General features: G+C 67.1%; 22 protein-coding genes. 9 read left to right on the forward strand and 13 right to left on the reverse strand.

Going from position 1 to position 23,246, the window contains the following annotated elements; genetic code table 11:
- On the reverse strand, window positions 1–1,293 hold the full coding sequence (ccrA, locus tag BUR28_RS09580) for a crotonyl-CoA carboxylase/reductase (protein ID WP_074221589.1): 1,293 nt from the start codon (window positions 1,291–1,293) through the stop codon (window positions 1–3).
- Between the two features lie 229 nt (window positions 1,294–1,522).
- On the opposite strand from ccrA, the gene BUR28_RS09585 reads away from it, so the two are divergent.
- A complete protein-coding gene (locus BUR28_RS09585) occupies window positions 1,523–3,490 on the forward strand; it encodes a protein meaA (RefSeq protein ID WP_074219911.1) in 1,968 nt (655 codons plus the stop codon).
- A gap of 180 nt (window positions 3,491–3,670) precedes the next feature.
- Entirely contained in the window at window positions 3,671–4,375 is a 705-nt protein-coding gene (deoD, locus tag BUR28_RS09590; RefSeq protein ID WP_074219912.1) for a purine-nucleoside phosphorylase, read from the forward strand.
- A 7-nt stretch (window positions 4,376–4,382) separates the two neighbouring features.
- Here the strand turns inward: deoD and BUR28_RS09595 are convergent, their stop codons facing one another.
- The 11 genes from BUR28_RS09595 to BUR28_RS09640 form a co-directional block, all read right to left on the reverse strand.
- Window positions 4,383–5,225, reverse strand: coding sequence for an urea carboxylase-associated family protein (locus tag BUR28_RS09595; protein WP_074221590.1), 843 nt, complete (start codon window positions 5,223–5,225; stop codon window positions 4,383–4,385).
- 84 nt (window positions 5,226–5,309) lie between these two features.
- A complete protein-coding gene (locus BUR28_RS20045) occupies window positions 5,310–5,459 on the reverse strand; it encodes a hypothetical protein (protein WP_175566928.1) in 150 nt (49 codons plus the stop codon).
- Window positions 5,460–5,578: 119 nt separating this feature from the next.
- The gene (locus BUR28_RS09600) at window positions 5,579–6,298 is read right to left on the reverse strand and encodes a ZIP family metal transporter (protein ID WP_074219913.1); all 720 of its coding nucleotides are present in this window, start codon (window positions 6,296–6,298) and stop codon (window positions 5,579–5,581) included.
- A 4-nt stretch (window positions 6,299–6,302) separates the two neighbouring features.
- Complete coding sequence (locus BUR28_RS09605) at window positions 6,303–7,082, reverse strand: succinate dehydrogenase iron-sulfur subunit (RefSeq protein WP_074219914.1); 780 nt, start codon at window positions 7,080–7,082, stop codon at window positions 6,303–6,305.
- Between the two features lie 10 nt (window positions 7,083–7,092).
- Window positions 7,093–8,898 carry a succinate dehydrogenase flavoprotein subunit gene (gene sdhA / locus BUR28_RS09610; RefSeq protein ID WP_074219915.1) on the reverse strand — a complete coding sequence of 602 codons (1,806 nt, stop codon included), beginning with the start codon at window positions 8,896–8,898 and terminating at the stop codon, window positions 7,093–7,095.
- Between the two features lie 18 nt (window positions 8,899–8,916).
- On the reverse strand, window positions 8,917–9,288 hold the full coding sequence (gene sdhD, locus BUR28_RS09615; protein ID WP_074219916.1) for a succinate dehydrogenase, hydrophobic membrane anchor protein: 372 nt from the start codon (window positions 9,286–9,288) through the stop codon (window positions 8,917–8,919).
- 10 nt (window positions 9,289–9,298) lie between these two features.
- A complete protein-coding gene (sdhC, locus tag BUR28_RS09620) occupies window positions 9,299–9,682 on the reverse strand; it encodes a succinate dehydrogenase, cytochrome b556 subunit (protein ID WP_074219917.1) in 384 nt (127 codons plus the stop codon).
- A 159-nt stretch (window positions 9,683–9,841) separates the two neighbouring features.
- Entirely contained in the window at window positions 9,842–10,876 is a 1,035-nt protein-coding gene (locus BUR28_RS09625) for a MaoC family dehydratase (protein WP_074219918.1), read from the reverse strand.
- 4 nt (window positions 10,877–10,880) lie between these two features.
- The gene (locus tag BUR28_RS09630) at window positions 10,881–11,084 is read right to left on the reverse strand and encodes a DUF1737 domain-containing protein (protein WP_074219919.1); all 204 of its coding nucleotides are present in this window, start codon (window positions 11,082–11,084) and stop codon (window positions 10,881–10,883) included.
- Between the two features lie 2 nt (window positions 11,085–11,086).
- Complete coding sequence (locus BUR28_RS09635) at window positions 11,087–11,653, reverse strand: NnrU family protein (RefSeq protein WP_074219920.1); 567 nt, start codon at window positions 11,651–11,653, stop codon at window positions 11,087–11,089.
- The gene (locus BUR28_RS09640) at window positions 11,650–12,510 is read right to left on the reverse strand and encodes an HpcH/HpaI aldolase/citrate lyase family protein (RefSeq protein ID WP_074219921.1); all 861 of its coding nucleotides are present in this window, start codon (window positions 12,508–12,510) and stop codon (window positions 11,650–11,652) included. Before BUR28_RS09640 ends, BUR28_RS09635 begins: the two co-directional genes overlap by 4 nt.
- A gap of 170 nt (window positions 12,511–12,680) precedes the next feature.
- Between BUR28_RS09640 and BUR28_RS09645 the strand changes: the two genes are divergently transcribed.
- Window positions 12,681–12,989, forward strand: coding sequence for a hypothetical protein (locus BUR28_RS09645; protein ID WP_074219922.1), 309 nt, complete (start codon window positions 12,681–12,683; stop codon window positions 12,987–12,989).
- A 6-nt stretch (window positions 12,990–12,995) separates the two neighbouring features.
- On the opposite strand, the gene BUR28_RS09650 is transcribed toward BUR28_RS09645, so the two are convergent.
- A complete protein-coding gene (locus BUR28_RS09650) occupies window positions 12,996–13,751 on the reverse strand; it encodes a sulfite exporter TauE/SafE family protein (RefSeq protein ID WP_074221591.1) in 756 nt (251 codons plus the stop codon).
- A gap of 163 nt (window positions 13,752–13,914) precedes the next feature.
- Here BUR28_RS09650 and mdh point away from each other — a divergent pair, with 163 nt between their 5' ends.
- The 6 genes from mdh (at window position 13,915) to odhB (ending at window position 23,181) form a co-directional block, all read left to right on the forward strand.
- Complete coding sequence (gene mdh / locus BUR28_RS09655; protein ID WP_074219923.1) at window positions 13,915–14,877, forward strand: malate dehydrogenase; 963 nt, start codon at window positions 13,915–13,917, stop codon at window positions 14,875–14,877.
- 358 nt (window positions 14,878–15,235) lie between these two features.
- Window positions 15,236–16,429: an ADP-forming succinate--CoA ligase subunit beta gene (gene sucC, locus BUR28_RS09660; RefSeq protein WP_074219924.1), complete on the forward strand. Its 1,194-nt coding sequence runs from the start codon at window positions 15,236–15,238 to the stop codon at window positions 16,427–16,429.
- 77 nt (window positions 16,430–16,506) lie between these two features.
- A complete protein-coding gene (locus BUR28_RS09665; protein ID WP_217693515.1) occupies window positions 16,507–17,709 on the forward strand; it encodes a Fic family protein in 1,203 nt (400 codons plus the stop codon).
- A gap of 5 nt (window positions 17,710–17,714) precedes the next feature.
- Complete coding sequence (gene sucD / locus BUR28_RS09670) at window positions 17,715–18,599, forward strand: succinate--CoA ligase subunit alpha (RefSeq protein WP_074219925.1); 885 nt, start codon at window positions 17,715–17,717, stop codon at window positions 18,597–18,599.
- Window positions 18,600–18,663: 64 nt separating this feature from the next.
- Window positions 18,664–21,636 (forward strand): 2-oxoglutarate dehydrogenase E1 component, encoded by a 2,973-nt coding sequence (locus BUR28_RS09675; protein WP_074219926.1) that lies wholly within the window; start codon window positions 18,664–18,666, stop codon window positions 21,634–21,636.
- Between the two features lie 6 nt (window positions 21,637–21,642).
- Window positions 21,643–23,181 (forward strand): 2-oxoglutarate dehydrogenase complex dihydrolipoyllysine-residue succinyltransferase, encoded by a 1,539-nt coding sequence (odhB, locus tag BUR28_RS09680; protein ID WP_074219927.1) that lies wholly within the window; start codon window positions 21,643–21,645, stop codon window positions 23,179–23,181.
- Window positions 23,182–23,246 lie beyond the last annotated feature (65 nt).

Here is a 23,246-nt window from a genome sequence, read left to right on the forward strand (position 1 = left end):
TTAACCGGTCGGGCCGGCCTCGAGCACGTCCTCGAAGGTGCGCAACCCGGTGCGCGGCGCCTGCACCAGGACCGCCATGTTCCCCGGCTTGTGCTCGTTGCGGTACATCTTCATGTGCGCGCCCGGGATTTCCGCCCAGGGGAAGACCTCCGACATGCAGGGGTCCAGCCGGCGCTGCACCATCAGGCGATTCGCCGCCGCGGCCTGTTTCAGGTGGGCGAAGTGGCTGCCCTGAATGCGCTTCTGGTGCATCCAGACGTAGCGGGCATCCATCGTCAGGTTGAACCCGGTGGTGCCGGCGCAGATCACGACCATGCCGCCGCGCTTCACCACGAAGGTCGAGACCGGGAAGGTCGATTCACCGGGATGCTCGAACACCATGTCGACATTGTTGCCCTTGCCGGTGATGTCCCAGATCGCCTTGCCGAACTTGCGCGCCTCGGCGAACCACTCCTTGTATTCCGGCGTGTTCACCTTGGGCAGCTGGCCCCAGCACTTGAAATCCTTGCGGTTGATGACGCCCTTGGCGCCCAGGCCCATCACGAAGTCGCGCTTGGACTCGTCGGAGATCACGGCAATCGCATTGGCGCCCGCGGTATTGATCAGCTGGATCGCGTAGGAGCCCAGCCCCCCCGAGGCGCCCCAGACCAGCACGTTCTGGCCGGGCTTCAGCTCGTGCGGGTGGTGGCCGAACAGCATCCGGTAGGCGGTGGCCAGCGTCAGCGTATAGCAGGCCGACTCCTCCCAGGTCAGGTGCTTGGGCCGCGGCAGCAACTGCTGCGCCTGGACCCGGGTGAACTGGCTGAACGACCCGTCCGGCGTCTCGTAACCCCAGATCCGCTGGGTGGGCGAGAACATCGGGTCGCCACCGTTGCATTCCTCGTCGTCGCCGTCGTCCTGGTTGCAGTGGATCACGACCTCGTCGCCCACCTTCCAGTTCTTCACCTTGTCGCCGACCGCCCAGACGATGCCCGAGGCGTCGGACCCGGCGATGTGATAGGGCGCGCCATGCCCGTCGAAGGGCGAGATCGGCACGCCGAGACCGGCCCAGATGCCGTTGTAGTTCACGCCCGCGGCCATCACGAGCACCAGCACCTCGTGGCTGTCGATCGCGGGGGTGTCGACCACCTCGACCTGGAAGCTCTTGTCCGGCTCGCCATGGCGCTCGCGACGGATGGCCCAGGCATACATCTTGGGCGGAACGTATCCGAGGGGCGGCATCTCGCCGATCTCGTACAGGTCTTTTTCGGGCGCCTCGTAGGGGGCGACGGTGGGATTCGTATCGAGTGCCATCGGGGCCTCCATGATCGACTATGCTTCGCCGCGACGCAGAATCGCACCGCGCATTAGGCTGAGATAGAAGTCTGCACGCAACTTTGCAATGGAAAAGGGGCTGCGTGAGTAATTTTATGTCTCTGCCGATGATGCCAACGCCGCGACGCAGCGAATTGACATCGCCAGATTCTTTCCCGTATCACGCTGAGAGCGAAATTTTCTTGCCATCCCAGTTGCGAGGCGCGCCATGACCGAGACGACGAAAGACCGCCCCTGGCTGATCCGCACCTATGCGGGCCATTCCACGGCCCAGGCGTCCAACGCGCTCTATCGCAAGAACCTCGCCAAGGGCCAGACCGGCCTCTCGGTGGCGTTCGACCTGCCCACACAGACCGGCTATGACAGCGACCACGAACTCGCCCGCGGCGAGGTCGGCAAGGTTGGCGTGCCGGTGGCGCATCTGGGCGACATGCGCACGCTCTTCGACGGCATCCCGCTGGAGCAGATGAACACCTCGATGACGATCAACGCGCCGGCCCCCTGGCTTCTGGCGCTCTACATCGCGGTGGCCGAGGAACAGGGCGCCGACATCTCGAAACTGCAAGGCACGGTGCAGAACGACCTGATCAAGGAATACCTCAGCCGCGGCACCTATATCTGCCCGCCGAAGCCCAGCCTGCGGATGATCACCGATGTCGCCGCCTACACGCGCGAGCATCTGCCGAAGTGGAACCCGATGAACGTGTGTTCCTACCACCTGCAGGAGGCCGGCGCGACACCGGAACAGGAGCTGTCCTACGCGCTCGCCACCGCCACCGCCGTTCTGGACGACCTCAGGGGCAAGGTCTCGGAAGAGGACTTCCCCGGCATGGTCGGCCGCATCTCGTTCTTCGTGAATGCCGGCATCCGCTTCGTCACCGAGATGTGCAAGATGCGCGCCTTCGCGGAACTCTGGGACGAGATCTGCCGCGCACGTTACGGTGTCGAGGACCCGAAGTTCCGCCGCTTCCGCTACGGGGTGCAGGTCAACAGCCTCGGCCTGACCGAGCAGCAGCCGGAAAACAACGTCTACCGCATCCTGATCGAGATGCTGGCGGTCACGCTGTCCAAGAACGCCCGCGCCCGCGCCGTCCAGCTGCCGGCCTGGAACGAGGCGCTCGGCCTGCCCCGACCCTGGGACCAGCAGTGGTCGATGCGGATGCAGCAGATCCTGGCCTACGAGACCGATCTTCTGGAATACGGCGACCTGTTCGACGGCAACCCCGTGGTGACCGCCAAGGTCGAGGAGTTGAAGGACGGCGCCCGCGCCGAACTCGCGCAGATCGACGCCATGGGCGGCGCCGTGGCGGCCATCGATCACATGAAATCGCGCCTTGTCGAAAGCCACGGCGAACGCATCGCCCGTGTCGAAACCGGCGAGACGGTCATCGTCGGCGTGAACCGCTGGACCGAGGGCGAGCCCTCGCCGCTCACTTCCGGCGAAGACTCGATCATGACCGTCGACCCGGAAGTGGAAGCCGACCAGATCGCGCGCCTGAACGCGTGGCGCGACGCCCGCGACGAGGCGGCGGTGAACGACGCGCTCAAGGCCCTGCGCGAAGCCGCGGCCACCGGCGCGAACATCATGCCGCCGTCCATCGCGGCGGCCAAGGCGGGCGCAACGACCGGCGAATGGGGCGACGTCCTGCGGGCCGTGTTCGGCCAGTATCGCGGCCCGACCGGCGTGTCGTCGAGCCCGTCCAACCGCACCGAGGGTCTGGACGAAATCCGCGCCGCGGTGGACGCGCTGACCGGGCAACTGGGTCGCCGCCCGAAGCTTCTCGTCGGCAAGCCCGGACTCGACGGCCATTCCAACGGCGCCGAACAGATCGCCGCCCGCGCCCGCGACTGCGGCATGGACATCACCTATGAAGGCATCCGCCTGACCCCGGCCGAGATCGTGGCCGCGGCCAAGGACGGCGGCGTTGACGTCGTGGGCCTGTCGATCCTGTCGGGCAGCCACATCCCGCTGGTGGAAAGCCTGATGCGGCTGATGAAGGAACACGACCTCCTGCACATCCCCGTCATGGTCGGCGGCATCATCCCCGAAGAGGACGCCCGGCGGCTGACCGCGATGGGCGTGGCCAAGGTCTACACGCCGAAGGATTTCGAGCTGAACCGCATCATGTTCGACATCGTCGGCCTGATCGGCCCGGAACCGGTCGCCGCCGAGTAACCCCGCCCCGGATCCGCCGCACCCGCCCCGGCCTTCTTCTGGCCCGAATATCCCGGGGGTCCGGGGGCAGCGCCCCCGGCGGGTCGCCCGGCGCCAGCCGGGGCGAAACCGGCGCGCAATACCGCTGGGCAGCGGCGCACGCGGGCGCTACCGTCGCGGCGACGACCACGGAGGCCGCCCATGACCATCCATATCGGCGCGAATCCCGGCGAGATCGCCGAGACGGTGCTTCTGCCGGGCGATCCCCTGCGCGCGAAATGGGCCGCCCGGACCTTTCTCGAGAACGCCACCTGCGTGAACGAGACCCGTAACATGCTGGGCTTCACCGGCACCTGGCGGGGGCACAAGGTCACGATCCAGGGCACCGGCATGGGCATGCCGTCGCTCTCGATCTACGTGAACGAACTGATCCGCGACTATGGCGCAAGAACGCTGATCCGCATCGGCTCGACCGGCGCGATGCAGCCCGATGTCGCGCTGCGCGACATCGTGCTGGCAATGACCGCCTCCACCCTGTCCACGCCCTCGCGCGGGGTGTTCCGCGAGCTGAACTACGCCCCCTGCGCCGACTTCGCCCTGCTCGCGGCGGCGCACCGGGCGGCGACGGCAAAGGGCATCGCCCCCCATGTGGGCGGCATCTACTCCTCGGACGTCTTCTACGACGAACGCCCCGACCTGACCGAGCAGTTGACCCGCCACGGCGTGCTCGCGGTCGAGATGGAGACGGCTGAACTCTACACCCTTGCCGCCCGCCTCGATGCCCGCGCGCTTGCCGTGCTGACGGTCTCGGACCACCTGCCGACCGGCGCGGCGCTGGCGCCCGGCGACCGCGAGCGCAGCTTCGGCGACATGGTCGAGATCGCGCTGGACGCGGCCTTCGCCTGAGGCGAACTCACCGCCCGTGGCTGCGGTCGTAGGGTGCGGGCGGCGGCGGGGTCCAGCCGGCCAGGGCGCCCGGGGCGGGCGCGAAGATCTCGACCAGCAGCGGGTGGCAGGTCGCCTCGGCTGGGCTGTTCACGCCGCAATCGCCCCAGGGGCAGGCCGACAGCGCCCCCAGCAGGTCGATCTCGGCAAAGAACTCGACATGGTCGCCGGGCCGCACCGGGCTTGCCTTGGTGAAATAGCGGTGCGTGTCGCGCGCGAACCCCGTGCACATGAAGACGTTCAGCACGTCATGCACATGCGCCTCCGCCGCATCCGCCCCCATCCCCGTCTCGGCGGCGAGCGCACGGATCAGGTTGGAATGGCAGCACTTGTGGTACTGCCCGCCCGTCAGCACCGCGTTCGTATAGGGGTCGCAACGCGTGCCGATCACGTCATGCACCCCGGCCCCGTCGGCATCGACTCCGTACCAGCCCAGGCTGTCGGCGGTGATCGTCGCCATGGGACGCAGGAACGGAAAGCACGACCACATGCGATCGCCCGCGGACAGATGCGTGCCGTGCAGCGCCCGCGTCTTGCCCGAGTAGAACCGCTCGGACAGATCGGCCGCGCTCCACAGGTTCAGGTCCCCCACCTGCGGGCCGTCGACACAGGTGATGCGGAAGACCTGACCGGCGGCGACGCGAAAACAGCGCCCCGCGCGCGGCGGCACGCGCGTCTCGCCGATCTTCGCCGCGCCCGTGCGCGCACGGGCGTAAAGCGCCATGTCGGGCGCGGGCAGCGTGTCGGGCGGATAGCAGGTCACCGCGGGCACGGCACGGCGGGCGGCGGCATCGGGTGGGGGCTGGCTCATGGCCGCCATCAGACCGCGAAGCCGCGCGCACCGCAAGGGGCCGCATCCCGCTGGGGGACACGGGCCCTCATGCCACGTCACGGGTCAGGCGGCGGCGATGTACCCGTAGTATTCCGGGGTTTCGGGCTTGCCGGTGACCAGCACCGGCAACGGCGTGTAGTAGGCATAGGCGTCTTCGAGGATTTGCAGCGCCTCTTGCGGGCTGATCCGCGGGGTGGTGTCGGTATCGGGCATGACAGCCTCCGTAGGGTTCCGATCTTTCCCCCTCCGCGAGCCAAGATAGGCCAGAGCGCGGCCAGCCACACCCCACGGATTGCGATTCTCGCCATGCTGCACGCGCAAGGCTCGGCGCGCTATCCAGTTGCGAGATACCCCGCAAGCCCCAGCAGGAATCCCGCGACCGCGCCCAGCGGCGGGGACCAGTGCCGGTCCAGCGGGGCCTGCGGCGCGACGTCCTCGAACACGATATACAGGATGCCCCCCGCGGCGAAGAGCATGACCGCCCCCAGCGCCGCCTGCGCCTCGGCCAGCACCGCGACCCCCAGCCAGGCCGCCCCCATCCCCGCGGGCAGCATCAGCCCGAACAGCAGCGCGAGGCGACGGGGGTTTGTCGCCCTCCCGCGATGCATCTCGCGCCAGGCGTTGAATCCCTCGGGCAGGTTCTGCAGGGCGATCAGGAACGCCAGCAGGGCGGCGGTCCGGGGCGCACCGCCCAGCATCGCGCCCAGCGCCATCGCCTCGGGCAGGTAGTCGAGCAGCATCGCCATGAACTGCGCCACATGGCCGCCACGCCGTTCCAGCGCACGATCCAGCAGGAAGAACGCAAAGCCCCCGGCGGCGAAGGCGGCAAGCGCGGCCGCGGCAGGCAGCGCGGCCGACCCCTCGGGCACCAGCACCAGCGCCACCGCCGAGATCAGCGCGCCGCCGCCGAAGGCGGTCACCGTGTGGCGGAATTCCTCGCGCAGCCAGCCGGGAAGCACGCCGTCGCGCGTCGCAAGCCACGCGCCAACCGGCGCCGAGGCCCCCGCCAGCGCCGCCAGAAGAAGCGCGCCGGGAAGCCCGCCCTCGCCCATCGGCTCAGACCGCGCGCTCGACCATCATCTTCTTGATCTGCGCGATCGCCTTGGCCGGGTTCAGCGATTTCGGGCAGGTCTTCGTGCAGTTCATGATGGTGTGGCAGCGGTAGAGCTTGAACGGGTCTTCCAGCTGGTCCAGCCGTTCCGGCGTGGCCTCGTCGCGGCTGTCGATGATCCAGCGATAGGCATGCAGCAGCGCCGCCGGGCCCAGATACTTGTCGCCGTTCCACCAGTAGGACGGGCAGGCCGTCGAGCAACAGGCGCACATGATGCACTCGTATAGCCCGTCCAGCTTCTTGCGATCCTCCGGCGACTGGCGCCATTCCTTGGCCGGCTCGTTGGTCGAGGTCTCCAGCCAGGGCATGACGCTGGCATGCTGGGCGTAGAAATGCGTCAGGTCCGGGATCAGGTCCTTGACCACAGGCATGTGCGGCAAGGGGTAGATCTTCACGTCCCCGTCGATCTCGTCCATCCCCAGCGTGCAGGCCAGCGTGTTGGTCCCGTCGATATTCATCGCACACGACCCGCAGATGCCCTCTCGACAGGAGCGGCGGAAGGTCAGCGTCGGGTCGATCTCGTTCTTGATCTTGATCAGCGCGTCCAGGACCATCGGCCCGCACTTGTCGAGATCGACGAAATATGTGTCGACGCGGGGGTTTTCCCCGCTGTCCGGGTTCCAGCGATAGATCTGGAACTTGCGGAGATTGGTCGCGCCCTCGGGCTTCGGCCAGGTCTTGCCGGTGCGGATCTTGGAATTCTTCGGGAGCGTCAGTTCAACCATTTCCGTCTCCTCAGTAGACCCGCGCCTTGGGCGCGATCTTCTTGAGATCTATGCCGCCCTCCTCGGAGGTCGAGAGCGGCTCGACCTTCACCGGACGGTAGGCGAGCCGCACCTCCGGCCCCTCGATCCAGGCCAGCGTGTGCTTGCGCCAGGTCTCGTCATCGCGGTCCGGGTAGTCCTCGTGGGCATGGGCGCCGCGGCTTTCCTTGCGCGCCTCGGCGCTGACCACCGTGGCCAGCGCGTTGGGCATCAGGTTGGTCAGCTCCAGCGTCTCCATCAGGTCCGAGTTCCAGATCAGCGACCGGTCCGTGACCTTGATGTCGTCCATCTTGCCCGCGACCTTCGCCATCTTCTCGCAGCCGTCTGCCAGGGTCTTGTCGGTGCGGAACACCGCGGCATCGGCCTGCATGGTCTTCTGCATCTCCAGCCGCAGTTCCGCCGTCGGCACGTGGCCCGCGGCGTGGCGCAGCCCGTCGAAGCGCGCAAGCGCGGCGTCGATCGAGGCCTGGTTCGGCGCGGGCACGGCGGTCTTGGGGTCGACCACGTCCTTGGCCCGGATCGCCGCGGCCCGGCCGAACACCACCAGGTCGATCAGCGAGTTGGACCCCAGCCGGTTCGCCCCGTGGACGCTGGCGCAGCCGGCCTCGCCCACGGCCATCAGGCCGGGGGCCACGCGGTCGGGATGGTCGGGCGTGGGGTTCAGCACCTCGCCCCAGTAGTTGGTCGGGATGCCGCCCATGTTGTAATGCACCGTCGGCAGCACCGGGATCGGTTCCTTGGTCACGTCCACGCCGGCAAAGATGCGGGCGGATTCGGAAATCCCGGGCAGCCGCTCGGCCAGCACCTCGGGCGGCAGGTGGCTGAGGTTGAGGTGGATGTGGTCCTTGTGCTCGCCCACGCCGCGGCCCTCGCGGATCTCCATCGTCATGCAGCGCGAGACGACGTCGCGCGAGGCGAGGTCCTTGTAGGTCGGCGCGTAGCGTTCCATGAACCGCTCGCCTTCCGAGTTGGTCAGATACCCCCCCTCGCCGCGCGCGCCCTCGGTGATCAGGCAGCCCGCGCCGTAGATGCCCGTGGGGTGGAACTGCACGAACTCCATGTCCTGCAGCGGCAGCCCCGCGCGGGCCACCATGCCGCCGCCGTCGCCGGTGCAGGTATGGGCCGAGGTCGCGCTGAAATAGGCGCGGCCGTAGCCCCCCGTGGCCAGCACCACCATCTTGGAGGCGAAGACGTGGATCGTGCCGTCATCCAGCTTCCACGCCACCACGCCCTGGCACTGCCCGTCCTCGGACATGATCAGGTCGATGGCGAAATACTCGATGAAGAACTCGGCCTTCTGCTTCAGCGACTGGCCGTAGAGCGTGTGCAGGATCGCATGCCCCGTGCGGTCGGCCGCGGCACAGGTGCGCTGCACGGGCGGCCCCTCGCCGAACTCGGTGGTGTGGCCGCCAAAGGGGCGCTGGTAGATCTTGCCCGCCTCGGTGCGCGAGAACGGCACGCCGTAATGCTCCAGCTCGTAGACCGCCTTGGGAGCCTCGCGGGCGAGGTATTCCATCGCGTCGGTGTCGCCCAGCCAGTCCGAGCCCTTGACGGTGTCGTACATGTGCCACTGCCAGTGGTCGGGCCCCATGTTGCCCAGGCTCGCGGCGATGCCCCCCTGGGCGGCCACCGTGTGCGACCGGGTCGGGAAGACCTTGGTGACGCAGGCCGTCCGCAGCCCCTGTTCGGCCATGCCCAGCGTGGCGCGCAGCCCCGCGCCGCCGGCACCGACCACCACAACGTCGTATTCATGCGTTTCGTATTCGTAAGCGGCCATGTGCCCTGCTCTCCGTCCTCAGATCGCGATGCGGATCACCGCGTAAAGCCCCGCCGCCATGATCGTGTAGCTGAGGCAGATATTGACGATCAGCAGCGCCTTTTGCGTGACGCCGCGGGAATAGTCCTCGATCGCGGTCTGGGCGCCCTTGCGGAAATGCAGCATCCCGACCCAGATCGTCAGCAGCGCCACCAGCGCCGGGAACGGGCGCGAGAAGGTGGCGACCACCTCTTCATGCGAGGAGCCCAGCGCCGAACCGAAGATCAGCACGAAGGCGGCGACCAGCACCACCAGCGCCACGCCGCTGACGATCATGAACCAGTGATGCTCGGTCCCGGCCTTGGCCGCGCCCAGGCCGACGGCCCGCTTGTAATCGGTGATATAGCGCATCTCGGCCCCCTCAGACGATGATAACGGTCAGGATCGTGAGACCGGCCGACCCGCCGATCACGGCCCAGCCCAGCTTCTCGGCGGTCCCCAGGTCCAGCCCGCGCCCGGCATCCCAGATCACGTGCCGGATACCGGCCAGCGTGTGGTACCATAGCGCCCAGACCGACAGGAACAGGACGAGATCGCCAATCCACGAGGTCAGCACGCCGTCGGCGCGGGCGAAGGCCTCGGGCCCGGAGGCCGCGGCGAGGAACCACCACACGATCAGAACCGCGGCCACGATCAGCGCGTTGCCGGTGACCCGCGTGAGGATCGACGTCACCGAGGTGATCTGCGGGCGGTAGACCTGGAGATGCGGGGAAAGCGGCCGGTTTCCGCGGTTGAAGTCAGCCATGGTATCCCTCTCGTCCTGGGGCGCTGCTGTCGCCCGATGTGATAACGGTTTTGACGGCCGTGTCACGGCTTGCACGGGGCCTGCGCGACGATTTTCCGCCGTGCGTTTCAAATTTTCCGCTTATGTGATCACGCCCGGCCAGCATGTGATCACAAAACCTCAGAGCGGAATCAACGCCCAGTAGTCCAGGTCCAGCAGCACATGCGGCAGGTATTTCCCGTCCGCGCCCTTCAGCGCGCCCGGCTCCCCGCCCGGCTTGACCGCCACGAGCCGCAGCCGCAGCGCGCCCATGCCGGGCGCCCCCGTCTCGGCCTTGTCCAGCACCTCCGACCATGCGGCCACGGTGTCGCCGGCGAAGCACGGGTTGGCATGCGCGCCGCCGTTCAGGCCCACGATCATCTGTGCGTTCGCCAGCCCGTTGAACGACAGCGCGCGCGCCAGGCTGATGACATGCCCGCCATAGACCAGCCGCTTGCCGTCGTCGCGCAGCGTCGCGTCGAAATGCACCTTGGAGGTGTTCTGCCACAGCCGCGTGGCCTGCATGTGCTCGGCTTCCTCGACGGTCACGCGGTCGACATGGTCGATCACTTCGCCGACCTCGTAATCGCCCCAGCGATGCGGCTCGCCGGCCAGGGTGAAATCGTAGCCCGTGAAATTCAGCGCCCCGGGCACCACCAGGTCGGCCGGGTCCACCGCCGCCGCCAGTTCGGGCAGGACGGTCTCGGGCGCGGGCGCCTCGGGGTCGCGCTTGCGCACCATCACCCAGCGCACATAGTCCAGCACCAGCTCGTCCTTCTGGTTCAGGCCCCGCGTCCGTACCCAGACCACGCCCGACTTGCCGTTGGAGTTCTGCTTGAGCCCGATCACCTCGGATTCGGACCGCAGCGTGTCGCCGGGCCAGACCGGCCGGTGCCAGCGCCCCTCGGCATAGCCGAGATTGGCGATGGCGTTCAGGCTGATATCGGGCACCGTCTTGCCGAACACCGTGTGGAACGCGATCAGGTCGTCCATCGGCGCGGCGGGCAGCCCGCAGGCCTGCGCGAAGGCATCCGAGGAATAAAGCGCGTGCCGCGCCGGGTAGAGCGCGTGGTAGACTGCCCGCTCGCCCCCCGACAGCGTCCGGGGCACCGCATGCGCGATCACCTGCCCGACCTCGTAATCCTCGAAAAACCGGCCCGGATTGGTCTTCACCATCGCCTCACAACTCTCCCAGCTTGAGATCGGGGGCATAGTCCCCCGGAATGTCCTTCACCACCGCCTGGGCGCAGCGCATCACGCCCGTCACCGGGTCGTGGGCATAGGCCGGGGAGCCGTGAAGCTCCCAGCCCATGGCCAGCGCCTCGGTCACCTTGTGGCAGAACACGGCGGTATCTTCCCCCGTCAGCAGGCGGTAGGCCCGCATGCCTAGCCCGACACCGGCAGCGGCCAGACGCCCAGCCAGGCATGGATCCCCATGATCGCCAGATAGACGACGACCGAGATCACCGCGAGGCGGATATCGCCGCCAAGGCTGCCGCCCCGCCAATGGGTGACCGGGGCCTGCCGGTTGATGACGACGATCTCGGCCAGCGCCCAGATCAACAGCCCGCCGAACAGCACGACCGACGCCAGGTCGCCGTTGACCAGCAGGTGCGCCACCGCCCAGGTCGAGAACCCGTAGAGCTGCGGGTGCCGGAACAGCTGGCGCGCGCGGCTCTTGGAATTGCTGATCCCGAAGAACGCCACCGCCAGCAGCATCAGGGCGTTGTTGGCGTGCACCAGCCAGCCGGGCGTCGTGTAAAGCACCGGCGCCGTGTTGCCGCGATAGCCGAGTACCATCAGCACCACCGACAGCAGCAGCACGACCGCGAACACGATCTTCGCGGGCACCGCGCCCAGGGTCTCGTCCAGTTGTGCCCGCGGCCCCTTGGCCAGGCGCTTGAACAGATGCGCAGCGCTCCACAGGAGCACGCCGAGAATGAGTTGGATCATGACGCAGCCTCCAGTTCCGCAATCCTCCCCGCCTTGGCGAGGGTGTCCCGTGCCGTAACGATATGCAGGTTCTCGACAATGCGGCCATCCACCACGGCCACGCCCTGCCCGGCCCGTTCCGCCTCGTCATAGGCCGCGATCTGCCGCTCCGCCAGATCGATCTCCTCCTCGGTCGGCGCGAAGGACTCGTTGGCCACCGCGACCTGCGCGGGGTGGATCAGCGACTTGCCGTCGAAGCCGAGGTCGCGCCCCTGCTCGCACTCGTCGCGCAGCCCGTCCTCGTCGCGGAACGCGTTGTAGACCCCGTCGACCGCGACGATGCCATGGGCGCGGGCCGCCAGCAGGCAATGCGTCAGGCTCGCCATCAGCGGCAGGCGGTCGGGGCGGGCGCGGCAACCGATTTCCTTGGCCAGGTCGTTGGTGCCCATCACGAACCCTTCCAGCCGCGGGTGGGCGGCCAGCGCGTCGGCGTTCAGGATGCCCTTGGGCGTTTCCATCATCGCCCAGAGCGGCACGCCGGGCACCGCCTCGGCCAGCGCATCCAGCTGCGCCGTGGTCTCCACCTTGGGCAGCAGCACGGCATCCGCGCCCGCGCGGCGGATCGCCGCGAGGTCATCGTGCCCCCACTCGGTCTCCAGCCCGTTCACCCGCACGATCCGGTAGCGCGTCCCGTAATCGTTGCCGGCCAGCGTCTCGGCCAGAAGCGTGCGGGCGGCGGGCTTTTCCTCGATGGCGACGGCATCCTCGAGGTCGAAGATGATCGCGTCCACGGGCAGGGTCCGCGCCTTTTCGAGGGCGCGGGCCTTCGAACCCGGAATGTAGAGAACGGAGCGGAACGGGCGGGCGCGCGGATCCATCTGTTGCTTCCCTGAATCATTTTGTTGCGCAAACCAACACGGACGGGACAGATTCCGCAAGCCCATTTTTGCTGCATCGCAGAAAGCCACCGTGCGCCGCTCTAGGGATTTGTTGCCGCTTCTCGCGCAGGCTTGACCGCGACGCCCCGATTTCCCCGAGGAGTAGCCCGATGCCGCGCCGCCTTGCCCTGTCCCTCGCCGCCATCATCCTGACCGCCCCCGCCCTCGCCCCCGCGCAGACCGCGCGCCAATGCGGCCCGCGCGGGGCGGTGCTCGACATCCTCGCCGAGCGCTACGGCGAATCGCGCCAGGCGGCGGGGCTCGCCGCGAACAACGCGGTGGTGGAGCTTTTCGCCAACCTTCAGACCGGGACCTGGACGATCACCGGCACCACGCCCGCGGGCGTGACCTGCCTGATCGCCAGCGGCGAGGCCTACGAGGCGCTCGCCGAAAGCCTGATCCCCGGCGAGGGCGCCTGAGCCGCCTCAGGTCACCCCGTCCCAGATCAGCTTCACCCCGATCACGCCGAGCGCGGTATAGGTGACCCCGAAGAACAGCCGCTCCGACACGACGTGATGGGCCCGCACCCCGAGCCACGCCCCGAGCAACGCCACCGGGGCGAGGACCAGGTCGGCCAGCAGGGTCTGGGCGGTGAAGATGCCGAGAAAGCCGTAGGGCACGGCCTTGAACAGGTTGATCGCCCAGAACGCGATGACAGTGGTCGCCTGGTAGGCGGTCTTGCCGATCCCCTGCGCCAGCAGATAGACCGCCACCGGCGGCCCGCCCGCATGGGCGACGAAACTGGTGAACCCCGCGGCCACGCCCGCCGCCAGCCCCGTCGCGGCTGAAAACGGCCGGGCGCGCGCGGGCAGCAGCCGCAGCCGCACCGCGCCCTGGAAGCCCACGAAGCCCAGCGCCACCGCCCCGATCAGCACGCGAAAGACGTCAGGCTCGGCGACCCGGTAGAGCACCGCGCCCAGCGCCACGCCGGGCAGCCCGCCCAGGATCAGCAGCCGCGCCGAGGGCCAGTGCCAGCGCCGCCAGTAGGGGCGCAGCGTGAACGCATCCATCAGCATCAAAAGCGGCAGCGTCAGGCCCAGCGCCACCGCCGGCTCCAGAATCAGCGCCAGCGCCGCGAGCGCGGCGAACGCCGCGCCCGAGCCGAAGCCCCCCTTCGAAATGCCGGCGAACAGGACCGCCGGGACCGCCACCGCAAAGAACGCCAGGTCGAACGAGATCACCGGCCCGCCCCGCAAAACGCTTGTGCCCACAAGCCCCTTAGCCGATCGCGGGGGCCGGCGGAACCGCGCGCGGCGCCCGCGCTGCATCGCGGCAGCCTTGCGCGGGGCGCGGCGAGGCACTACCCATCCGGCCGGAACCAACAGACCAGGGGAACAGTTCAACATGGCCAGACCCAAGATCGCATTGATCGGTGCGGGACAGATCGGGGGCACGCTCGCCCATCTCGCCGCGATCAAGGAACTGGGCGACGTCGTGCTTTTCGACATCGCCGATGGGGTGCCGCAGGGCAAGGCGCTCGACATCGCCGAATCCGGCCCCTCCGAAGGGTTCGACGCGCGGCTGAAGGGCACGACCGACTACGCCGACATCGCCGGCGCGGATGTCTGCATCGTCACCGCCGGCGTGCCGCGCAAGCCCGGCATGAGCCGCGACGACCTCCTGGGCATCAACCTCAAGGTCATGAAGGCCGTGGGCGAAGGCATCCGCGACAACGCGCCGAACGCCTTCGTCATCTGCATCACCAACCCGCTGGACGCGATGGTCTGGGCGCTGCGGCAGTATTCCGGCCTGCCCGCCGAAAAGGTCGTGGGCATGGCCGGCGTGCTCGACAGCGCGCGCTTCCGCCACTTCCTCAGCCTCGAATTCAACGTCTCGATGAAGGACGTCACCGCCTTCGTCCTCGGCGGCCACGGCGACACCATGGTGCCGCTGGTCAAGTATTCCACCGTCGGCGGCATCCCGCTGCCCGACCTGGTCGACATGGGCTGGACCAGCAAGGAAAAGCTCGACGCCATCGTGCAGCGCACCCGCGACGGCGGGGCCGAGATCGTGGGCCTGCTCAAGACCGGCTCGGCCTTCTACGCCCCGGCGACCAGCGCCATCGAGATGGCCGAGGCCTACCTCAAGGACCAGAAGCGCCTGCTGCCCTGCGCCGCCTGGGTGGACAACGCCTACGGTCTCAAGGGCCTCTATGTCGGGGTGCCGACCGTGATCGGCGCGGGCGGGATCGAACGCATCGTCGAGATCAAGCTCGACAAGGCGGAGCAGGAGATGTTCGACAATTCGGTGGGCGCGGTCCGCGGTCTAGTCGAGGCCTGCAAGGGGATCGACGAGACGCTGGCCTGACCGCCATGCGCCCAGGGTGACCCGGGGCCGCGCGCTGCGCGGCCCTTTTCGCGTCGCCGGGCATCCCTCCGCCCACCGAACCGACGCCTCCCCCCAGGGTCCGAGCCGAAAACGCCCTGCGCTTGCTGCGCGCCGCGGCGCGTCCCGTGCCGCGCGCCCGCCTGCCCGCACGCGCCGCCACGCCGCCGCCGCAGGCGCCGCCCGCGATTTTCCGCAGCTTTGTGATCACAGCTGCGAAATGCGTGATCACAAACGCCAAAAACATCGCGGAATGCCGCCGGCTCGACCCGAAAGGCGTTTCGTCGCACCCGGTTCCGTGCTTATGAGGTCGGAAATCGGACCAGCACGGGACAGCTCGATGAACATCCACGAATACCAGGCCAAGGCGCTCCTGCGCAGCTACGGCGCGCCGGTCTCGGACGGCCATGTCGTCACCCGCGCCGAAGAGGCCAAGACCATCGCCGGAGAGCTCGACGGCCCGCTCTGGGTGGTCAAGGCGCAAATCCATGCCGGCGGCCGCGGCAAGGGCCGGTTCATCGAGGAAGCCGCGGGCGAAAAGGGCGGCGTGCGGCTGGCGAAATCCGTGGGCGAGGCCGCCGAGGAGGCCCGCAAGATGCTGGGCCGCACGCTCGTCACCCACCAGACCGGCCCCGCGGGCAAGCAGGTCGGCCGGGTCTATATCGAGGACGGCTCGGGCATCGAGCGCGAGCTCTACCTCGCCCTTCTGGTGGACCGCCAGACCAGCCGCATCGCCTTCGTCTGTTCCACCGAGGGCGGCATGGACATCGAGGAGGTCGCCGCCTCCACGCCCGACAAGATCCTGTCCTTCGCGGTCGATCCCGTCACCGGCTACCAGGGTTTCCACGGCCGCCGCATCGCCTTTGCGCTGGGGCTCCAGGGCCAGCAGGTCAAGCAATGCGTCCGTCTGATGGGCACGCTTTACAAGCTGTTCGTCGAGAAGGATTGCGAGATGCTGGAGATCAACCCGCTGATCGTGACCGACACGGGCGAGCTGAAATGCCTCGACGCCAAGATGGGTTTCGATTCCAACGCGCTCTACCGGCATGACGACATCCTCAGCCTGCGCGACGAGACCGAGGAGGACCCCAAGGAACTCCAGGCGTCGAAATACGACCTGAACTACATCGCGCTGGATGGCGAGATCGGCTGCATGGTCAATGGCGCGGGGCTTGCCATGGCCACGATGGACATCATCAAGCTCTACGGCTCGGAGCCCGCCAACTTCCTCGACGTCGGCGGCGGCGCGACCAAGGAAAAGGTGACCGAGGCGTTCAAGATCATCACCTCGGACGAGAACGTCAAAGGCATCCTGGTGAACATCTTCGGCGGCATCATGCGCTGCGACGTGATCGCCGAGGGCGTCGTGGCCGCCGTGAAAGAGGTGGGCCTTCAGGTGCCGCTGGTCGTCCGGCTCGAAGGCACCAATGTCGAGAAGGGCAAGGAGATCATCAACGGCTCCGGCCTCGACGTGATCGCGGCGGATGATCTGTCGGATGCGGCCGAGAAGATCGTGAAGGCGGTGAAGGGGTGATCGCTTCTGATAGTAACGTGCCCCTGCAAGCGGAGCTTATTATCGAATTATGGAAAATGTGATAACAAGAACTCACCATGTATGATGCAGGGCACGAAGTCGAAAACAACGACATGAACCTCAGTCTAAACAATTCATCCCAGAGGGCAGGCGAGTACCGCGCTCAGCCCGGAAACTACAAGGCGTTCTTCCCTGCACCGTTGCCACCTGACCCCGGTATTGCGTTCACTCCGGAGACGTGGCGCCTCCTCTCTGACGCCGATCGCGCCTTAGGCCGCCTTGATGCCGTGACGCAGACACTACCGGATACCGAATTGTTCCTGTTGATGTATGTTCGCAAGGAAGCGTTGCTGTCGTCCCAGATCGAAGGAACGCAAGCGTCGCTTGAAGACATCATTCAGTTTGAGAACGACATTCAGGAGGCCGAGAACCCTGACGACGTCGAAGAAGTCGTCAACTACATCAGGGCTTTGAACCATGGCCTCGGAGCCATCGAACGCCTGCCGGTCTCTGTGCGACTAATCCGCGAGGTCCATTGCGAACTGATGCGGGGCGTGCGTGGCCAGAACCGGAACCCCGGCGAAATCAGGACGATCCAGAACTGGATCGGTCGGGAGGGAACAGACCTCTACGACGCACTGTTCGTCCCCCCACCTCCGGGCGATCCGCTAAACGCCGCGCTTTCAGATCTGGAACGGTTCATCCACTCCGAACCCGAACTGCCGGTGCTCATCCAAATCGCTCTCGTTCACGCCCAGTTCGAAACCATCCACCCGTTCTTGGACGGCAACGGCCGCCTCGGTCGCCTCCTGATCACCTTTCTGCTTTGCGAAAAGGACATTCTGGAAGAACCGAGCCTCTACATCTCTCATTTCTTCAAACGCTATAAGAGCGAATACTACGAGAGGCTTCAAGGCGTAAGAGATCGCGGGGACTGGGAAGGCTGGGTCAACTTCTTTTTGCGGGGGGTTAGAGACGTCGCGCGGGAAGGCGCCAGAACGGCGGGCGCTATTCTCAGGCTCCGCGAGGATCACAGAGCGCTTATTGCCGGCAAGTTGTCCAGAGCCCAGGCAGGCAGCGCCGCTCACCTGCTTGATCACATGTTCAAGGTGCCGGTCATATCGATCAACTCCGCCTCGAACGTCATACAGCGCAGTTTTGCTAACGCAAACACGCTCGTTGCGCGGCTCTGCGAACTCGGGCTTCTCGAAGAAATCACCGGGCGGGAAAGAGATCGTCTCTTTCGCTACAGCCCTTATGTCGCGCTATTCAGGGACTAGGAAATATGGCCGTACTCGTCGACAAGGAAACCAAGGTCATCTGCCAGGGCTTCACCGGCTCTCAGGGCACCTTCCACTCCGAACAGGCCATCGCCTATGGCACGCAGATGGTCGGCGGCGTGACGCCGGGCAAGGGGGGCCAGACGCATCTGGACCTGCCGGTCTTCAACTCCTGCCACGAGGCGGTGCAGCAGACCGGGGCGAACGCGTCCGTCATCTACGTCCCCCCGCCCTTCGCAGCGGACTCGATCCTCGAAGCCATCGACGCCCAGATCCCGCTGATCGTCTGCATCACCGAGGGCATCCCCGTGCTCGACATGATGACCGTCAAGCGCGCCCTCGAAGGCTCCAGTTCCACCCTCGTCGGCCCCAACTGCCCCGGCGTCATCACGCCCGACGCCTGCAAGATCGGCATCATGCCCGGCCATATCCACAAGCGCGGCTCGGTCGGCGTCGTCTCGCGCTCCGGCACCCTCACCTACGAGGCCGTGAAACAGACCACCGATGTCGGCCTCGGCCAATCCACCTGCGTCGGCATCGGCGGCGACCCGATCAAGGGGACCGAGCATATCGACGTGCTGGAATGGTTCCTCGCCGATGACGAGACCGAATCCATCATCATGATCGGCGAGATCGGCGGCAGTGCCGAGGAAGAGGCCGCCCAGTTCCTCAAGGACGAGGCGAAGGCCGGCCGCAAGAAACCCGTCGCGGGCTTCATCGCGGGCCGCACCGCGCCCCCGGGCCGCCGCATGGGCCATGCGGGCGCTATCGTCGCCGGCGGCAAGGGCGGCGCCGAGGACAAGATCGAGGCGATGAAATCCGCCGGCATCGTGGTGGCCGACAGCCCCGCGAAACTGGGCGAGGCCGTGCTGAAAGCCATCGAGGCATAACCGCATGACAGGCCCCGCGGCCCCCGGTCGGGCCACGGGGCACGGGAACGTCGGGAGGACCAGAATGACCGACCAAAGCGCGAACGAAACCTTTCACAACTCGTCCTTCCTGCAAGGACACAACGCCGAATACGTCGAACAGCTCTACGCCCGCTACGCCAACGACCCCGACGCGGTGGACGAACAGTGGCGGCGCTTCTTCGCCGAACTCGGCGACGACGAGGTGTCGGTCAAGCGCGAGGCCGCCGGGCCAAGCTGGGCGCGGCGCGACTGGCCGCCGGCGCCCAGCGACGAGATCACCGCCGCGCTCGACGGGCAATGGCCCGGCCTGCCCGTGGAAAAGGAAGCCAAGGCCACCGAGGAGAAGATCCGCGAGAAGGCCCAGGAAAAGGGCGTCGCGGTCACCGATGACGAGGTCAAGCGCGCGGTGCTGGATTCGATCCGGGCGCTGATGCTGATCCGGGCCTACCGCATCCGGGGCCATCTGGTCGCCGATCTCGACCCGCTGGGGATGCGCAATCCCACGCCGCACCCGGAACTCGACCCCGGCTCCTACGGGTTCACCGAGGCCGACATGGAGCGGCCCGTGTTCATCGACAACGTGCTGGGCCTGCAGGTCGCCTCGATGCGCGAGATCCTCGCCATCGTGAAGCGCACCTATTGCGGCACCTTCGCGCTGCAATACATGCACATCTCCGACCCCGAGCAATCCGCCTGGCTGAAAGAGCGGATCGAGGGCTACGGCAAGGAGATCAAGTTCACCCGCGAGGGGCGCCGGGCGATCCTGAACCGCCTGGTCGAGGCCGAGGGCTTCGAAAAGTTCCTGCACGTCAAGTACATGGGGACCAAGCGCTTCGGGCTCGACGGCGGCGAGGCGCTGATCCCGGCGATGGAACAGATCATCAAGCGCGGCGGTGCGCTGGGACTTGAGGAAATCGCCATCGGCATGCCGCATCGCGGGCGCCTGTCGGTGCTGGCCAACGTGATGGGCAAGCCCTACAAGGCGATCTTTCACGAATTCCAGGGCGGCAGCTTCAAGCCCGAGGATGTCGACGGCTCGGGCGACGTGAAATACCACCTCGGCGCGTCCTCGGACCGGGAATTCGACGGCAATGTCGTGCACCTGTCGCTGACGGCGAACCCCAGCCACCTTGAGGCGGTGAACCCGGTGGTCCTGGGCAAGACCCGGGCCAAGCAGTCGCAGATGAGGGATTACGACCGCAAGAAGGTGGTCGCGGTGCTGCTGCATGGCGACGCGGCCTTCGCGGGCCAGGGCGTGGTGGCCGAGGGCTTCGGCATGTCGGGCCTCGTCGGGCACCGCACCGGGGGCACCATCCATATCGTGGTGAACAACCAGATCGGCTTCACCACCGCGCCGCATTTCTCGCGCTCGTCCCCCTATCCCACCGACATCGCGCTGATGGTCGAGGCACCGATCTTCCACGTCAACGGCGACGACCCCGAAGCGGTGACCCACGCCGCCAAGGTCGCCACCGAGTTTCGCCAGAAGTTCGGCAAGGACGTGGTGATCGACATGTTCTGCTATCGCCGCTTCGGCCACAACGAGGGGGACGAACCGATGTTCACCAACCCCCTGATGTACAACAAGATCAAGAAGCACAAGACGACGCTGCAGCTCTATACCGACCGGCTGGTCGCCGACGGGCTGATCCCCGAGGGCGAGATCGAGGACATGAAGGCCGCGTTCCAGTCGCACCTGAACGACGAGTTCGAGTCGGCCAAGGAATACAAGCCCAACAAGGCCGACTGGCTGGATGGCCGCTGGTCGCATATCGAACGCGGCGGCGGCGACGACTACCAGCGCGGCGATACCGCGATTTCCGAGGACACGATGCAGGCGCTCGGCCAGGCGCTGACCACCGTGCCCGAGGGCTTCGCGCTGCACCGCACGGTCGGCCGCCTGCTCCAGGCCAAGAAGGAGATGTTCGACAGCGGCAAGGGCTTCGACTGGGCGACCGCCGAGGCGATGGCCTTCGGCAGCCTGCTGACCGAGGGCTACCCGGTGCGGCTGTCGGGCCAGGACAGCACGCGCGGCACCTTCTCGCAGCGTCATTCCGCGCTGATCAACCAGGACAGCGAAGAGCGGTATTACCCCCTCAACCACATCCGCAAGGGCCAGGCCCGCTACGAGGTCATCGACTCGATGCTCTCGGAATATGCGGTGCTGGGCTTCGAATACGGCTACAGCCTCGCCGAACCCAACGCGCTGGTGATGTGGGAGGCGCAGTTCGGCGATTTCGCCAACGGCGCGCAGATCATGTTCGACCAGTTCATCTCCTCGGGCGAACGCAAGTGGCTGCGCATGTCGGGCCTCGTCGTGCTGCTGCCCCACGGCTACGAAGGCCAGGGGCCGGAACACAGCTCGGCCCGGCTGGAACGCTTCCTGCAGATGTCGGCCGAGGACAACTGGATCGTCGCCAACTGCTCGACGCCGGCGAACTACTTCCACATCCTGCGCCGTCAGCTTCACCGCAGCTTCCGCAAGCCGTTGATCCTGATGACGCCGAAATCGCTGCTGCGCCACCGTCTCGCGGTGTCCGAGGCCAAGGCGTTCCTCACCGGCTCCAGCTTCCACCGGGTGCTGTGGGACGACGCCGAAACCCACCGCTCGTCCGACCTCACGCTGAAGCCCGACGACCAGGTCCGGCGCGTGGTGCTCTGCTCGGGCAAGGTCTATTACGACCTGCTGGAAGAACGCGACGCCCGCGGCATCGACGACGTGTATCTCATGCGGATCGAGCAGTTCTATCCCTTCCCCGCGCTCAGCCTGGTGAAGGAGCTCGAACGCTTCAAGGAGGCCGAGATGATCTGGTGCCAGGAAGAGCCCAAGAACCAGGGCGCCTGGACCTTCATCGAGCCGAATCTCGAATGGGTGCTCGGCCGGATCGACGCCAAGCACAACCGGCCGCGCTATGTCGGCCGCCCCGCCGCCGCCTCGCCCGCCACCGGGCTCGCCAGCCAGCACAAGGCCCAGCAGGCCGCGCTCGTCGACGACGCGCTGACAATCGAAGGGTAATCGTTCATGTCCACAGAAGTTCGCGTGCCCACCCTGGGCGAAAGCGTCACCGAGGCCACCGTCGCCACCTGGTTCAAGCAGCCCGGCGACGCGGTCTCGGCCGACGAAATGCTCTGCGAGCTCGAGACCGACAAGGTCACCGTCGAGGTCCCCGCCCCGGCCGCAGGCACCTTGTCGGAAATCGTCGCCGGAGAGGGCGAGACCGTGTCGGTCGATGCGCTGCTCGCCACCATCTCCGAAGGCGCGGGCAAGCCCGCCGAGGGCAAGAAGAAGGCCAAGGCGCCCGCCGACGAGGGCCGCAGCGTGCCCGAGGAAGCCGCCTCGGAGGGCGAGGGCGAGAAGATCGACGTCATGGTGCCCTCGCTCGGCGAAAGCGTGACCGAGGCCACCGTGTCCACCTGGTTCAAGCAGGCCGGCGACCCCGTCGCCCGCGACGAGATGCTGTGCGAACTGGAAACCGACAAGGTCTCGGTCGAGGTCCCGGCCCCGGCCTCGGGCACGCTGAGCGAAATCCTCGCCCGGGAAGGCGAAACGGTCGAGGCCGGCGGCAAGCTCGCCGTCATGACCTCCGGCAAGGGCGCGGCCCCCGAACCCCCCGCCGAACCGGCCGCGGCCCCGGCCGGGGGCGGCAAGGATGTCGAACATGCCCCCTCGGCGAAAAAGCTGATGGCCGAAAAGGGCCTGTCGGAGGACGACGTGAAAGGCACCGGCCGCGACGGCCGCATCATGAAGGAAGACGTGCAGAAGGCCGCCGAGGCGCCGAAACCGGCCGAAAAGCCCGCCGAGGCCCCGAAACCCGCGCCCGCCCCCGACGCCGCCCGCGCCCCGATCCCGGCCGAGGACGCAGAGCGCGAGGAACGGGTGAAAATGACCCGGCTCCGCCAGACCATCGCCCGCCGCCTGAAGGACGCGCAGAACACCGCCGCCATGCTGACCACCTATAACGAGGTGGACATGTCCGGCGTCATGGCGCTGCGCAAGGAATACAAGGACCTCTTCGAGAAGAAGCACGGCGTGAAGCTGGGCTTCATGTCCTTCTTCACCAAGGCGTGCTGCCACGCCCTGACCGAGGTGCCCGAGGTCAACGCGGAAATCGACGGCACCGACATCGTCTACAAGAAGTTCGTCCACATGGGCATCGCGGTCGGCACCCCCAACGGCCTCGTCGTCCCGGTGCTCCGCAACGCCGACACGATGAGCTTCGCCGAGATCGAGAAGCGCATCGCCGAGCTTGGCATCCGCGCCCGCGACGGGAAACTGTCGATGGCCGAGATGCAGGGCGGCACCTTCACCATCTCCAACGGCGGCGTCTACGGCTCGCTCATGTCCTCGCCGATCCTGAACCCGCCGCAATCGGGTATCCTGGGCATGCACAAGATCCAGGACCGGCCCATGGTGGTGGGCGGCCAGATCGTCATCCGCCCGATGATGTATCTCGCGCTCAGCTACGACCACCGCATCGTCGACGGCAAGGGCGCGGTGACGTTCCTGGTGCGGGTGAAAGAGGCGCTGGAGGATCCGCGGCGGCTGTTGATGGATTTGTGATCGTTCGTCGAGCCCCAACATCGGGTAGGGGCCGACGGAACGCATCTTAGTCGTGGAGGCTAAAC

Origin of the sequence: Rhodovulum sp. ES.010, assembly GCF_900142935.1 — a bacterium.
Taxonomy (GTDB): domain Bacteria; phylum Pseudomonadota; class Alphaproteobacteria; order Rhodobacterales; family Rhodobacteraceae; genus Rhodovulum.